The sequence below is a fragment of the Phytohabitans sp. LJ34 genome (assembly GCF_052068095.1).
GTDB lineage: Bacteria > Actinomycetota > Actinomycetes > Mycobacteriales > Micromonosporaceae > Phytohabitans.
Genome location: NZ_JBQHDG010000015.1, coordinates 50107 through 64027 on the forward strand (window position 1 = coordinate 50107; position 13921 = coordinate 64027).

11 protein-coding genes are annotated in these 13921 nt (G+C 71.8%); 5 read left to right on the forward strand and 6 right to left on the reverse strand.

Annotated elements, in window-relative coordinates:
- The first annotated feature begins 128 nt into the window (after positions 1–128).
- Genes hrcA through ACTMTJ_RS25675 form a run of 3 tightly spaced genes read left to right on the forward strand, consistent with a single transcriptional unit; the run spans position 129 to position 3085 of the window.
- Positions 129–1151 (forward strand): heat-inducible transcriptional repressor HrcA, encoded by a 1023-nt coding sequence (hrcA, locus tag ACTMTJ_RS25665; RefSeq protein WP_441220277.1) that lies wholly within the window; start codon positions 129–131, stop codon positions 1149–1151.
- 37 nt (positions 1152–1188) lie between these two features.
- Positions 1189–2322: a molecular chaperone DnaJ gene (gene dnaJ, locus ACTMTJ_RS25670; protein WP_441220559.1), complete on the forward strand. Its 1134-nt coding sequence runs from the start codon at positions 1189–1191 to the stop codon at positions 2320–2322.
- Positions 2323–2371: 49 nt separating this feature from the next.
- Positions 2372–3085: a 16S rRNA (uracil(1498)-N(3))-methyltransferase gene (locus ACTMTJ_RS25675; protein WP_441220278.1), complete on the forward strand. Its 714-nt coding sequence runs from the start codon at positions 2372–2374 to the stop codon at positions 3083–3085.
- Between the two features lie 468 nt (positions 3086–3553).
- On the opposite strand, the gene ACTMTJ_RS25680 is transcribed toward ACTMTJ_RS25675, so the two are convergent.
- The 3 genes from ACTMTJ_RS25680 to ACTMTJ_RS25690 form a co-directional block, all read right to left on the reverse strand.
- Entirely contained in the window at positions 3554–5977 is a 2424-nt protein-coding gene (locus tag ACTMTJ_RS25680) for a beta-glucosidase family protein (RefSeq protein WP_441220279.1), read from the reverse strand.
- A gap of 65 nt (positions 5978–6042) precedes the next feature.
- Entirely contained in the window at positions 6043–6834 is a 792-nt protein-coding gene (locus ACTMTJ_RS25685) for a S1 family peptidase (RefSeq protein WP_441220280.1), read from the reverse strand.
- A 113-nt stretch (positions 6835–6947) separates the two neighbouring features.
- Entirely contained in the window at positions 6948–7373 is a 426-nt protein-coding gene (locus ACTMTJ_RS25690; RefSeq protein WP_441220281.1) for a MarR family winged helix-turn-helix transcriptional regulator, read from the reverse strand.
- Between the two features lie 74 nt (positions 7374–7447).
- Here ACTMTJ_RS25690 and ACTMTJ_RS25695 point away from each other — a divergent pair, with 74 nt between their 5' ends.
- The gene (locus ACTMTJ_RS25695; RefSeq protein WP_441220282.1) at positions 7448–8290 is read left to right on the forward strand and encodes an NAD-dependent epimerase/dehydratase family protein; all 843 of its coding nucleotides are present in this window, start codon (positions 7448–7450) and stop codon (positions 8288–8290) included.
- Positions 8291–9119: 829 nt separating this feature from the next.
- The gene (locus ACTMTJ_RS25700) at positions 9120–9473 is read left to right on the forward strand and encodes an HIT domain-containing protein (protein ID WP_441220283.1); all 354 of its coding nucleotides are present in this window, start codon (positions 9120–9122) and stop codon (positions 9471–9473) included.
- Here ACTMTJ_RS25700 and ACTMTJ_RS25705 read toward each other — a convergent pair.
- Genes ACTMTJ_RS25705 through ACTMTJ_RS25715 form a run of 3 tightly spaced genes read right to left on the reverse strand, consistent with a single transcriptional unit; the run spans position 9450 to position 13911 of the window.
- Positions 9450–11606 (reverse strand): glycoside hydrolase family 31 protein, encoded by a 2157-nt coding sequence (locus tag ACTMTJ_RS25705; protein ID WP_441220284.1) that lies wholly within the window; start codon positions 11604–11606, stop codon positions 9450–9452. The genes ACTMTJ_RS25700 and ACTMTJ_RS25705 overlap by 24 nt on opposite strands.
- Positions 11606–12646: a glycoside hydrolase family 15 protein gene (locus tag ACTMTJ_RS25710; protein ID WP_441220285.1), complete on the reverse strand. Its 1041-nt coding sequence runs from the start codon at positions 12644–12646 to the stop codon at positions 11606–11608. Before ACTMTJ_RS25710 ends, ACTMTJ_RS25705 begins: the two co-directional genes overlap by 1 nt.
- On the reverse strand, positions 12643–13911 hold the full coding sequence (locus tag ACTMTJ_RS25715) for an ABC transporter substrate-binding protein (RefSeq protein ID WP_441220286.1): 1269 nt from the start codon (positions 13909–13911) through the stop codon (positions 12643–12645). Before ACTMTJ_RS25715 ends, ACTMTJ_RS25710 begins: the two co-directional genes overlap by 4 nt.
- Between the last annotated feature and the right edge of the window lie 10 nt (positions 13912–13921).

Genomic DNA, 13921 nt, shown 5'->3' on the forward strand with positions numbered 1-13921 from the left:
ACAACACACTTACCAGTTGCGGACATTGTGCCCAAAGAGATCATCGCGGTCGTGTGGGGGTGCGACGTAGACTGGCACTCGCTACAGTCGAGTGCCAGTCTCTTCATCTGGTGCGGCAGGGGGTGACAGTGAGTCTCGATGACCGCAAGCTCGACGTGCTCCGAGCGATCGTCGAGGATTACGTCGCCACCCAGGAGCCGGTCGGCAGCAAGGCTCTTGTGGAGCGACACCAGTTGGGCGTCTCGCCCGCGACAGTGCGAAACGACATGGCCGTTCTCGAAGAGGAGGGCTACATCCGGCAGCCGCACACCAGCGCCGGCCGCGTGCCGACCGACCGTGGCTACCGGCTCTTCGTCGACCGGCTCTCCCGGGTCAAGCCGCTGAGCCCCGCCGAGCGGCGGGCGATCGAGCGGTTTCTGGCCGGGGCGCTCGACCTCGACGACGTGGTGCACCGCACGGTGCGCCTGCTCGCCCAGCTCACCCGCCAGGTCGCCGTGGTGCAGTACCCAAGCCTGTCCCGCTCCTCGGTGCGCCACCTGGAGCTGGTGCCGATCTCCACGACGAGGGTCATGCTCGTGATGATCGCCGACACCGGTCGGGTGGAGCAGCGGCTCGTCGAGCTGCCTGCGCCCGTGCCCGTCGACGCCGTCACCGACCTCCGCCGCCTGTTAAACGAAAAGCTCGTGGGCAAGCGGCTGTCGGACGCGCCGCCGCTGGTCCAGGCGCTGGTCGAGGAGGTCGCGCCGGATGCCCGAAACACCATGGCCACCCTCGCCACGGTCTTGCTGGAGACGCTCGTCGAGCGGCACGACGAGCGGATCGCGCTGGCCGGCCGGGCCAATCTGACCCGCGGCGGCCTGCTCGACTTCCAGGGCTCCCTGCGCCCGATCCTCGAGGCGCTCGAGGAGGAGGTCATCCTGCTCAAGCTCCTCGGCGAGGTCGACGCGGACACCCTCCTGATCCGCATCGGCGACGAAAACGAGATCGACAATCTCCGGTCCACCTCGGTTGTCAGCACGGGCTACGGTCCAGGCGCGACAATCGTGGGTGGTCTCGGCGTCCTCGGGCCGACGAGGATGGACTACCCCGGCACCATCGCCACCGTGCGCGCCGTGGCACGCTACGTAGGCGACCTGTTGGGAAACAACTAGCCCGGGACAGCGCGAGAGCATGAGGACACGGAACGCAGTGGCCAAGGACTACTACGGGATTCTCGGCGTGAGCCGAGACGCATCCGACGACGAGATCAAGCGCGCCTACCGGAAGCTGGCCCGCCAGTACCATCCGGACGTCAACCCGGATCCGGATGCGCACGAGAAGTTCAAGGACATCAACGCCGCGTACGAGGTGCTTTCAGACGACCAAAAGCGGCAGATCGTCGACCTCGGCGGCGACCCTCTCGCCCCTGGTGGCGGTGGGCCGGGTGGTGGTCCCGGCGCGGGGCCATTCGTCGGATTCCAGGACATCATGGACGCGTTCTTCGGCACGGCTGCCGGGGCGCGCGGTCCGCGTTCGCGCACCCGGCCGGGTGCCGACGCGATCCTGCGGCTGGAGCTCGAGCTGACCGAGACCGCGTTCGGGGTGGAGGCGCCGATCACGGTGGACACCGCCGTGCTCTGCACCACGTGCTCCGGCGCCGGCACCGCCGCCGGCACCCACCTGGCCACGTGCGAGGCCTGCGGCGGGCGCGGCGAGGTGCAGTCGGTGCAGCGCACGTTCCTCGGCCAGGTCGTCTCGTCCCGGCCGTGCACCGTCTGCCAGGGCTACGGCACCGTGATCCCGCACCCCTGCGCCACCTGCGGCGGTGACGGCCGGGTCCGCACCCGCCGCTCGCTGACCGTGAAGATCCCGGCCGGCGTCGAAGACGGCATGCGCATTCGCCTGGCCCAGCAGGGCGAGGTCGGCCCCGGCGGCGGCACGGCCGGCGACCTCTACGTCGAGATCCACGAGCGCCCGCACGACGTGTACTCCCGCAAGGGCGACGACCTGCACTGCCGCGTCACCGTCCCGATGACCGCGGCGGCGCTCGGCACCCGCCTGACCATCAAGACGCTCGACAGCGAGGAGCAGCTCGATGTCAAGGCCGGCACCCAGCCCGGCGCGACGTTGCGGCTGCGCGCCCGCGGCGTGCCCCACCTGCGCGGCACCGGCCGGGGTGACCTCTTCGTCCACCTCGACGTACGCACGCCCACCAAGCTCGACCCGGAGCAGGAGCGCATCCTGCGCGAGTTCGCCAAGACCCGCGGCGAGGAGGTCGCCGAGCTCACCAAGCAGGGCGGCTTCTTCTCCCGGATGCGGGACGCCTTCAACGGCCACGCGTGAGTGAGCGGAGCTCGCCCGCGGCGGTGAGCGAGCGGTCGAAGGGGGCGGCGTGAGCCTCCCGCTCTTTCTGGTCGATGCGCTGCCCACCGGGTCGACCCACGTCCTCGACGGTCCGGAGGGACACCACGCGGCCACCGTCCAGCGGCTGCGGGTCGGTGAGGAGCTGCTGCTGGCCGACGGGCGGGGCGGCACGGCCACCGCGGTGGTCACCGCCGCCGGCCGCGGCACCCTCGATCTGCGGATCGTCAGCACCGGGTACGTGAAAGCACCCGACCCCCGGCTCGTGGTGATCCAGGGCATCGCCAAGGGCGAGCGCGGCGAGCTGGCCGTGCAAGCGATGACCGAGGCCGGCGTAGACGAGATCGTGCCCTGGGCGGCCTCCCGCTCGGTGGTCCAGTGGCGCGGCGACCGCGGCGACCGCGCCCGCGACCGCTGGGTGACCACGGCCCGCGAGGCCGCCAAGCAGGCCCGCCGCCCCTGGCTTCCACTCGTCGCGCCGGCGTCCACCACCCGCGAGGCGGCGGCCCGCGCCACGCTGGTGCTCCACGAGGAGGCCAAGGACCGCCTGACCACGGTCGACCTCCCACCCACCGGCGAGATCGCGCTGGTGGTGGGCCCGGAGGGCGGCATAGCGCCGGAGGAGCTGGCGACCTTCGAGGCAGCGGACGCAAGGCCGGTCCGCCTGGGCGACGCGGTGCTCCGCACGTCCACCGCCGGCGTGGCCGCCCTCGCCGTGCTCTCCGCCCGCCTCGGCCGCTGGTAGCCGGCTCCGCACCCTTGCTCCCACGGCCTCACCCTTCGCGGTTGGTTGTGGTTACTCCTTCTGGGGGAGACGGTTTGTCCACATTGTCTGTTGCTGGATCGGTGGTGAGGGCGAACTGCGGGCTTTCGCCGCCAGGAGTAACGGCCGTGAGGGTGTGAGCGGCGCGTGAGTTGAGATCTAGGGGAGATAGTGCGCTATTTCAACCCTGAGTCTCCTAGATCTCGAGGTCTCGAGCCCGGGGCTGGTGACGCTGCTACAGGATGTCGGGGGCCCGAGCGCGGCGGGAAGACTCCTTGGGGCTGGTCCCGCGGACCTGGCAGGGGACGGCCGGGGGTTTCGGCTCGCCCCGCGAGCCGCCGGCCGGGAGCGGTGCCCGCGGGAGCATACGGTCCGCCGCTGACGCGGACGCGGGCAAATCTGGTTCGAAGTGACGTCACGACGGGCGGCGACCCTGAATTCGAAAGCTCCCTAGATGCTGAGGGGCTCGGTGAGGCGGCGGTCGATGACGCTGTGTGCTGCCTCGACCGTGTAGGTGCCGGGCACCGTCTGCCAGCCGCCGTCCCACACCTGGAAGGCGCGATCGGGCAGGGGGATCCGTAGCGTGACCGCCTCGCCCGGCTCGGCCGCGGCCGTCGCGAAGCCGGCCAGCCAGCGGCGTGGCCGTGAAGCGTCCGGTGTGGAGGGTCCGATGTAGAGCTGGACCACCTCGCGGCCGGGGCGCGGGCCGGTGTTGCGTACGGTCACCACCGCCGCGCGGTCCTCGATGGACAGTGATTCGTAGGCCCACTCGGTGTAGCCGAGGCCGTGGCCGAACGGGAACAGCGGGTCGGCCGGGTCCGCGCGATAGCCCAGAAAGACGCCCTCGTCGTAGGCCAGGGCGCCGTCGGTCGGCGTGACCGGCAGCGCGTCGGCGTCGCGGCGGGGCCAGGTCGTGGGCAGGCGGCCGCCCGGCTCGGCCGCGCCGAGTAGCACGTCGGCCAGTGCGGCGCCGGCCTCCTGGCCGGGAAACCAGGTGAGCAGGATCGCGGCGACCTCGTCGGCCCACGGCATCAGGACGGGGGAGCCGGCGTTGACGACGACCACCGTGCGCGGGTTGGCGGCGGCGACGCGGGAGACGAGCTCGTCCTGCCGGCCGGGCAGTGCGAGCGTGGTGCGGTCGAAGCCCTCCGACTCGACCTCCTCGGTCGTGCCCACCACCACGACGGCGACGTCGGCCTCGGCTGCGGCGTTCGCCGCCTCGTCGAGCAGGGCGTCGGGGCCGGGGGACGGTGGTGCGTGGCCGATCGCGAACGACACGAAGCCCGGGTTGCCGCCACGCTGGGTGAGCACCACGTCGATCGCTTGGCCCGCGGTGAGTTCGAGCGGGAAGCGTCGCTCGCCCGCGCCGCGGAAGACGTCCGACTCGTCGTTGGCGCGGTAGACCGGGCCTTCGAAGAGGGTGTGGTCGCCGGCGGTCAGCACGAACTCGCCGAAGCCCACGATGGCCAGCTCGTGCGTGCCGCTCTCGGCCGGAGTGAGGCGTGCGGAGAGGGACAGCACCTCGATCTCGTCCGGATCGACGCCGGGGGGCGGGTCGCCCATCCAGCGCACGTACGCCGAGCGCAGCGGGGTGCGGTAGAGCTCGCGCCCACCGGCCGCGCGGAGGACACCGGTGATGTCGCTCCACTGTGGAGCGGCGGCGAACGGCACCCGCTGGCGGGGGTCGGCGCCCACCGCGTAGGTGACCGTGGCCGCGTTGAGCACAGCCGCGTAGGCCGAGCCTTCGCCGGGGACAGCCAGCGTGGGCTCACCGGCGAGCGCCGCGGTCAGCCCGTCGAGCGGTGAGACGACGCGGGCCGGCTGGACCAGCGCGCTCCCGCCGCCCTGTACCCGCGCGTCGGCGGCGAGCGCACCCGAGACGGCGACCGTGCGCAGGCGCGCCGGGTCGAGGGGGAGGAGGTCGCCCTCGTTGCGGACGAGCACGAACGAGCGGGCGGCGATCTCGCGGGCGACCGCCGCACCGTCGAGTGTGGAAGGCGGGACGACCGCGGGTGTGGCGCCGTCGAGGATGCCGACGCGGGCGGCGAGGCGAAGCACCCGGCGTACCTTGTCGTCGACCACCTCTTCCGGGACGGCGCCGGAGCGGACCGCGGCGACCAGTGCCTCGCCCCACGGGTCGCCGACCGCCGGCATCACCACGTCGAGCCCGCCGTTCGCCGCGGGTGCGGTGGTGCGGGCGGCGGTCCAGTCGGAGACGATGAAGCCGTCGAAGCCCCACTCCCGCTTGAGCACTCCGAGCTGGAGGTCGGCGTGCTCGGTCATGGTGCTGCCGTTGACCCCGTTGTAGGCGGCCATCACGCCCCACGCGCCGGCACCGACGATCCGCTCGAACGGCGCCAGGTAGAGCTCGCGCAGCGCCCGCTCGCCGACCCGTATGTCCACCGTGAACCGGTCGGTCTCCGCGTCGTTGGCCACGAAGTGCTTGACCGTCGTGCCCACGCCCTGCTCCTGCACGCCCGTCATGTACGCCGCGCCGATCTCGCCGGTCAGCAGCGGGTCTTCGGAGTAGCACTCGAAATGGCGGCCGCCGAGCGGGCTGCGGTGCAGGTTGACGGTCGGGGCGAGCAGCACGTGCACGCCCTTGCGGCGGGCCTCCTGCCCGAGCACCTGACCGGCGGTGCGGGCCAGGGCCGGATCCCACGTCGCCGCGAGCGCGGTGGGGCTGGGCAGGGCGACGGACGGGTCGTCGGGGCGCCACCCGATGCCGCGCAACCCGATCGGGCCGTCGGACATCACCAGCGAGCGCAGGCCGATCTCGGGGATGGCGGGGAGGGTCCAGAAATCCTTGCCGGACAGCAGCTTGACCTTGGTCTCGAGGTCCAGGGCCGCCAGCGCTTCCTCGATGACCGACATCGTTTGATCTTAGACGCGCGCGAGGCGCCCCGCAGTGGGGACGCCTCGCATTCGGGCGGTGGGGGTCAGCCGCCCAGGCTCGCCGCCGCCGACTGGATCCCGGAGGCGAACGTGCTCACCTCGGTGTAGACACCGGGGAAGTTGGGGCGGGCGCAGCCGTTGCCCCAGCTCGTGATGCCGACCTGGATCCACGCGTTGCTGGCGTCCCGGCGGAACATCGGGCCACCCGAGTCGCCCTGGCAGGTGTCCACGCCGCCGGCCGTGTACCCGGCGCAGATCTCTTCGGCCACGATGACGTCGCCGCCGTACATCGAGTCGCAGGTCGAGTCGCTGACGAACGGCACCTGCGCCTTCAGCAGGTACCGCGACTGCCCGCCGCCCTCACGGGTGGCGCCCCAGCCGGCGATGGTGAACGTGCCGCTGTTGTACGCGGTGCTCGTCGCGATCGGCAGCGTGGCCAGGCCGGTGACCGGGCTGGCGAGCCGGATCAGCGCCCAGTCGTCGCCGTTGCCGTTGTAGCCGGGTGCCCGGTAGACGTAGTTCGAGCGCACCTGGATGCGGCCCGAGGTCGACTGTAGGTCGACGACGCCGAGCGTCGCCGTGATGCTTGTGTTGGTGCCCGTCCGGCCCACGCAGTGCGCGGCGGTCAGCACCAGGCGCGGGCTGTAGAGCGCCCCGCCACAGCCCATCGACAGCCGGACCATGAACGGGAACTCGCCCTGCGCGGCACGCGTGCCACCCACGACGAACGGCGTCACGTCGGCCGCGGCGGCCGGTGCCACCGGTGCGGCGACGGTGAAGCCGCCAACCGCCAGTGCCGCAGCGAACGCCCCCACGACTTTGCGCCAGCGAACCATAGGATCCTCCCCACACGGATGGCGCACCTCGTGAGCGCGCACATGTCACGGATGTCGGGAGCGTACGGATCGTGATTTACGAATGGCAATGAGTCGATGCCATCCCAGCTACGTCATACCGTCGGGGTCGTGAGGTTTGCCCGGACCTCGTTCAGGTATCCGATGAAGCGCTCACGGTCGGCCTCGTCCAATGTGTGCAGTGCCTTTTCGGTGAGCTTTGCCACCTCGGCGGCCATGATGTCCTTGAGCTCGCGGCCCCGGTCGGTGAGGCGGAGCTGGACCAGCCGGGCGTCGGTGGGGTGCGGCTCGCGGCGCAGGATGCCGGCGGCCTCCAGTCGGGTGGCGGTGCGGGTGACGGTGGGCACGGCGAGGCCCAGTCGCTTGGCCAGCTCGCCCGGGGTGAGGCCGTCTTCGGCCCACAGCTCGTAGAGGAGGAACTGCTGGCCGGCCCGCACGCCGTGCCGCTGGTAGGCCTCCTCGGAGGCGGCGCCGATTGCCCGCTTCGCCGCCCAGAACGCGGCCTGGAACTCACCGCCCACCCTTGCCCCACAGTCATTAGCCGGCTAACGTATTATCATTGTCTGGCTAATGATACCTACGGAGGGAGAGGGTCGTGCGCACCCTCATCACCGGGCCCACCGGACGGGTGGGCAGCCGCTACGTGCGGCGCCAGCTCGACCTGCATCGGCCGGTGCGGGTGCTGGTGCGGACCGAGGCCCAGGTCACCCCCTGGTGGAACGGCGGGGCCGAGGTCGTCGTCGGCGACCTGCGTGAGCCGGAGACGTCCCGGCTGGCGGTCGAGGGCGTCGACACGGTGGTGCACATCGCGGCGGCGTTCCGGGGCGTGCCCGACGACGAGGCCTACGCGGTCAACCGCGATGCCACCATCGCGCTGGCCCGAGCCGCGCTCGACGCCGGTGTGCGCCGGTTCGTCTTCGTCAGCACCAATCTCGTGTACGGCCCGGGACGCGGCCGGCCGTGCGACGAGCGCGACGAGCCCCGGCCGGCGGGCGCCTACCCGACCGGCAAGGCGGCCGCCGAGGTGGAGCTGCTCCGGATGCACCGCGAGCAGGGCCTGCCGGTGCGCGTCGCCCGGCTCGCGTTCGTGTACGGCGACGGCGACCCGCACCTGGCCGAGTCGCTGATGTGGGCCCGCCGCTGGCCCCCGCACCAGCGGCTGCACCTGGTGCACCACGCCGACGTGGCGCAGGCCCTCGATCGCATCCTCGCGGCCGAGGGAGTCGACGGGCAGATCTTCAACGTGGCCGACGACGCGCCGGTGACCGCGCTGGAGCTGCTCCGGGCCAACAAGGAGGAGCCGGACCCGGCGGCCGCCGACCGCCCGCTCGACGATCCGTGGGTGGGCATCGTCGACACCTGCCGCATCCGCACCGAGCTGGGCTACCGCCCGCTCTACCCGACCCTCTTCGTCGCCCAGGCCGCCGGCGCGCTCTAGGGAGCTAGGGTCGCCGCCTGCCGGGACGTTACTTCCAGGGCAGATTTTGCCCACGCCCGCGTCAGCTGTAGACCGTATGCTCCCGCGGGCACCGCTCCCGGCCGGCGGCTCGCAGACCGAGCCGAAACCCCCGGCCGTCCACTGCCAGGCCCGCGGTGCAAGCCCTCGGGCAAGACCATGCTCGGCGGCTGGCCCCCGGCTGAGCCACTGATCTGACTTTCGCACAAGACCTGGACCCACACATCAAGGAACCCAGCCACGGCGGGCTCCCCGGCACAGCAGATCTTGGTACGAATTGGCCCCCAGAGGGGCACCTTCATACCAAGATCTACCCCCTCGCCGGCAGCGAAGGTCGGCGAGCCCCGGCGAGCCGCCGACCGCAGCGGTGCCCGCGGGGAGTAAGCGGCCCGCAACTGACACGGACGGGGCAAACTGAGTTTCGAGACCGCAGCGACCTTGGCTCCGAAGGGTCTCTGGAGGCCTTTCGGATTCGGGGGTTTCGCCATCGCCCGGCCGGCGGCGCGTCGACTGAGCCGACACACCCGGGGGCACCGATCCGACAAGGGTTCGCGCCGTGGGCTTGCACCGCGGGCCTCGCAGCGTGGGTCGGGGACCTCGGCGAGCGCCAGCTCGCCGCCGACCGGCGCGGTCTCCGGCGGGAGCGGCGGTCCGCAGCTGACACGGACCCGGGCGAACTCAAGCTCGAGGAACACGACGGCGGCGTCACCCCTGATCCCGGAAGATCTCAAGTGTGGCGGCCAAAACGTTGGCCGGCTTGGTCGGCCCGGGTGAGCGGCGGGCCGAAGGCCGCCGCACTAGCATTCAGCGGATGACCACCACAGACTGCCTGTTTTGCAAGATCGTCGCGGGCGACATCCCCGCCGCCAAGGTGCACGAGACGGCGACGACGTTCGCGTTTCGGGACATCGGGCCGAAGGCGGCCGTGCACGTGTTGGTGATCCCGAAGGCGCACCACGCCGACGTCGCCGCGCTCGCCAACGCGGACCCGGCGCTCGCCGGCGAGGTGCTGACCGCGGCCGCCGCCGTGGCCGAGGCCGAAGGGCTGCTCGACGGCGGCTTTCGGGTCATCTTCAACACCGGGCCGTACGCCGGCCAGGAAGTCTTCCACGTGCACGCGCACGTGCTCGGCGGCGAGCCGCTAGGCCCGATGATCTCCAAATAGGTAGACCGGGATCTCGTCGAGCGGCACCGGCCGGTCCACAGTGACCGGTCCGGTGTGGTGCTCGCCGGTGAAGTAGTCCACCCACTTACCCGCCGGCAGGTACACCGGCCACGTCGTGGCACCGGGTGAGGTGACCGGCGCGACGAGCAGATCGTCGCCGAGGCGGTACTGGAGCGGAAAGTCCCACACCCGCTCGTCGCCCGGGTGGTCGAAGAAGAGCGGCCGCATCAGGGGACGTCCACTCTCGACGGACACTCGCGCCTGCTGGACAAGGTACGGCACGAGGTCGTCGCGGAGCTTGGCGAACCGGCGGTACACCGCCAGCACGCTCGCGTCTCCGGTCCGCGCGGCGATGTTCCACGGCGTGCGGTCGCGCGATGGCACGCGGTGGTGGTTGAACTCCGAGTGGTACTGCATCAGCGGCGCGAAGCAGGCCGCGGCCGCCGACCGCAGGTAGAGCTCGGCGTCCGGGATCTCGCCGGAGAAGCCGCCGAGGTCCCAGCCCCAGAAGAAGATGCCGCCGACACCCGCGGTCAGCCCGGCCGTGATGGAGGCGCGGAAGCCCTCCCATGTGGAGTCTTCGTCGCCGGCCCAGTGCGTGGGAAACGCCGCCGACCCGGTGAACCCGGCCCGGCTGAACGTGACGGGCGCGAGCTCGTGGTAGGCGGCGGCGTACCGCACGGCGTACAGGTTGTTGGCCGCGTCGCCCCGGGAGCCGTCGAAGTAGCGCAGGTCGTGACCCCACGGATGCTCTCCACCATCCGTCTTGAACCCGTCGATCCCGAGGTCCTCGACGAGATAGCGGCGCTTGTCCAGCCACCACCGGCGGGCGTCCGGGTTGGTCCAGTCGGGCAGCAGCGCGCCGGGAAACCACCAGCCGCGGTTGTGGTGGGCGGAGCCGTCGGCCTCGCGGACCGCGTAGCCGCGCTCCTCCATCGTGGACAGATCCGCCGCCACCTGCCCGGTGGAGCCCCGATCGACGGGCACGAGCGGGATCTGCCACAGCAGCACCTTGACGCCGGCCGCGTGCAGCTCGTCGACCATCGCCTTGGGGTCGGGCCAGGCGCCGTCGGGTGGGAAGTCGAAGTCGGCCAGCCGGTGCGGCGCGCCGTCCGGGTGCACCTCGTACTTGGCGTCGCGGAACGCGACGAACGTCTCCTCGTCGCTCCACGCCTCGATGACCACGGCGCCCACCGGCACGTCCTCGGCTAGGCTGCGGCGCACCTCGGCCAGCACGCGCTCCTGGGTGTTCCACTCGTTGCCGCTCATCCACGGCCGGAACACCCACTCCGGCGGCAGGCTCGGCCGTCCCGTGTCGGCGAGAAACGCGCTCACCACATCGGACGGTGTGCCGGCGTAAAAGCGCAGCGGCAGCACCGGGTCGATCGGGTCGATCTCCGCCTCGACCAGCAGCCGGTCGGGAGCGGTGGCGCCGACGTCGTACCAGGTGCGGCGGCTCGTCGCGACGTGGAACCCCCAGCATCCCTCGGCGCCGACGACGAGCGCGAACGGCATCGGCAGGTAGGTGCGGTGCCCCTGCCGCTTGTACTGCTCGAAGACGGTGGCGTCGAGGATCTCGCCGCGCTGGTCGAGGCCGTGAAACCGCTCGCCGAAGCCGACCACGTGCGCGCCCGGCGCCAGCGCCAGGGCGAACCGCACCCGTCGCGGCCCCTCGCTCCCCACCAGCCATTCCACATCGGACACCGCGCCTGGCCCGGTTACGTCGAGCCGCCCGCCGTCGCGGCGCCAGTCCAGCGGCCTTACCTCGAACGGGCCCACCGTCGTGGTCCCACCGCTGATCGTGTACGAGTCGTCGCCGCTCGCCACCGCGCGGGCGATCCATACGGCGTCGCCTCCGGTGGCCGGAGCCGCCGCCGCGGCATCCGCGAGATGACCACCCGCGCTACGGGCGGGCGGTGCCGGCCGCGCCCCGAAGTCGAGGGTCAGCGTCGCGGGATCGACCCGCTCGGCTTTTGCGATCTTGCCACTCGCAAAGGACACCTCCACCGCGTCGACGTCGGGCGAGGCGAGCACGCGAATCTCGTATTCGTCGCCGGCCGAGGGCCGGGCCGGCACCCGCTGGTCGAGGTCGTACCGGTACGGGTGCTCGGTACCGAAGGGACGATGGCGCATCACAGGACTCCCAGTTCGACGGCGAGCGTCACGTACATGGCGTGCGACCACAGCAGGGGAGTGGCCACCGGCCCCCACCGCGCGGTCCACTCCGCGATGAACTCCGGCCGCTGGGTCGCCCCGCTCACCTGCTCCGGCAGGTGACCCTCCGGTGTGGCCTGAGCGGCGACCCAGTCCAGCCTGGACAGTGCCAGGTCACGGCGGCCCGTGCGTGCCTCGTGCCAGCCGAGCCAGGCGGTCAGGATGAGCCACTCGCCGCCGCCGTAGAACGTGTCGCCGAGGTACCGGTACACGCCGCCGCGCAGCAGGTCGCTCACCACCCGCTGGTACGTGCGCTCGGCGGCCGGCCCGGCCGGGTCGACCACTTCGAACGGTGTCAGGCAGGCCAGCAGGCTGCCGTCCACCGCCGTGCTGCCCACCCACTTGCTCAGGTGGCCGCCGGCCGGGATGAGCGCGTCGACCGCCGGGCTGGCGGCCCCGGCGGCGCGGAGCCCCGCCGAGACCGCACCGAGCGTGGCGACGTGCCGGTGCTCGGCGTGCTCCTCCCACCAGTCGTAGCAGGGCCGGTCGCCGAACGCGACCAGGTAGTCCACAGTAGACTTGATCGCGCCGGCGTAGGGCTCCACCGACCGCCCGTGCCGCGCCGCGTGCGCGTGCAGCGCCCACAGCCACGTGCCGTACCCGTCGAGCTGGAAGTCCCACCACGGCTCGTCGCCGTCGCCGCCCTCCAGCGTGTATCGGGTCGGCAGCATGCGCTCGACCGGCGCCGCCTCGCCCAGCGCCACGAGCTCCGCGATCCGGCCGGACCGGGCCTCGATGACCCCCGCGCACCACGCGAAGAACGCCTCGGCGCTCTCCGGCCGGCCCGCCCGGCTCATCGCGTCGGCGATGAACGCCCCGTCCCGCAACCAGCAGTACCGGTAGACGGGATAGGTCGGGCAGGCCGGGTACGCCCCGGACGGGTGCTGGTGCGCGGCGATCAGCGCGACGCTGGACTCGGCGAGCGTGCGCAGGTCGGCGCGGCGGGCGGTGTCGGTCACAGCAGCGCGTCCACCGACTTGGCGGCCTCGTCGAGAGCCTCCTGCGCGGTCGCCTGCCCGGACGCCGCCTTCTCCAGCGCCTCGGTCACGATGTCCTGCATCTTGGCCTGCTGGGTGTCGACGACCGGCGGCAGCGCGATCGCGTCCAGCGCGTCGAAGACCGCCTTCCGGTTCGCCGGCGGGGTCTGCTTCAGATACGTGTCGAACGCGGCCTGGTCGTTGACCGCCGGAAGCTCCCAGTTGGAGGCGAGCCGGGTCTGCACCGTCGTCTGCGAGGTGGACAGGAAGCGGGCCCACTTCCACGCCGCGGCGCCCTTGGACGTCTTGGCCGACACGGCGGTCGCGTTCATGAAGACCGCGTTCGCCTTGGCCGTGTTGCCCGGCTCGGTGACGACGTCGTAGTCGAGGCCGGCGCCGGCCAGCCCGGCGAACTGCCAGATCCCGTTGTGCCACATGGCGAGCTTGCCCGACTTGAAGAGCGCCGTGTCGTAGTCGGCCTTGCCACCGATCTCCGCCACGGTCGGCTGCACCGTGCCCGGCTTGCCCAGCAGCCAGTTGGCCGCTTCAAGGCCCTTGGCGTCGTTGAATGTCGCCTTCTTGCCGTCGGCGGAGAAGAACGAGCCGCCGGCCTGGGCCAGCGCCTTGTAGAACTCGTGGAACGTCACCGGCTGGTAGTCGCCGTAGACGCCCTTGGCCTTGTCGGTCAGCTTCTCCGCCGCCGCCTTCTCGTCGGCCCAGGTCCAGTCGGCGGTCGGGTACGCCACGCCGGCGGCGTCGAAGAGCTTCTTGTTGTAGAAGAGCACGACGTCGGAGAACGTCGTCGGCACCGCGTACTGCTTGCCGTCGTGCTTGAACGCCTCCAGCGCCTTCGGGTAGACCCGCGCCGGGTCGTAGCCGTCGTCCTGGCCGGCGAGCTTGTCGAGGTTGAGCAGCGCGCCCGAGCGGGCGTACGTCACGAAGTTCTCGTAGTTGAGCTCGAACGTGTCCGGCGCGCTCCCGCCCGCGATCGCGGTCTGTAGCTTGGTGAAGTAGTCGTCGTAGGCCGCGGTCTGCACCTGCACCGTGATGCCGGGGTTCTGCTTCTCGAACTCGGCCTTGATGGTGTCGAGGTCCTTGAGGTGGTCGGGGGCGGCGGAGAAGGTGAAGTACGTGACCGTGCCCGTGGCGCCGCTGTCGCCCGAGTCGCCGGAGTCGCCGCCGTCGCCGCACGCGGCGAGCAGACCCGCCGCCGCGACGAGCGCCGCGACCTTCCTGAACGTGCCCATTGGTGGTTCT

What these genes read in the sequence shown, in the direction of transcription:
- ACTMTJ_RS25700 (WP_441220283.1), top strand. Translation starts at nt 9,120, where the DNA reads ATGACCACCACAGACTGCCTGTTTTGCAAGATCGTCGCGGGCGACATC.
- ACTMTJ_RS25715 (WP_441220286.1), bottom strand. Translation starts at nt 13,911, where the DNA reads ATGGGCACGTTCAGGAAGGTCGCGGCGCTCGTCGCGGCGGCGGGTCTG.
- ACTMTJ_RS25680 (WP_441220279.1), bottom strand. Translation starts at nt 5,977, where the DNA reads ATGTCGGTCATCGAGGAAGCGCTGGCGGCCCTGGACCTCGAGACCAAG.
- ACTMTJ_RS25685 (WP_441220280.1), bottom strand. Translation starts at nt 6,834, where the DNA reads ATGGTTCGCTGGCGCAAAGTCGTGGGGGCGTTCGCTGCGGCACTGGCG.
- ACTMTJ_RS25705 (WP_441220284.1), bottom strand. Translation starts at nt 11,606, where the DNA reads ATGCGCCATCGTCCCTTCGGTACCGAGCACCCGTACCGGTACGACCTC.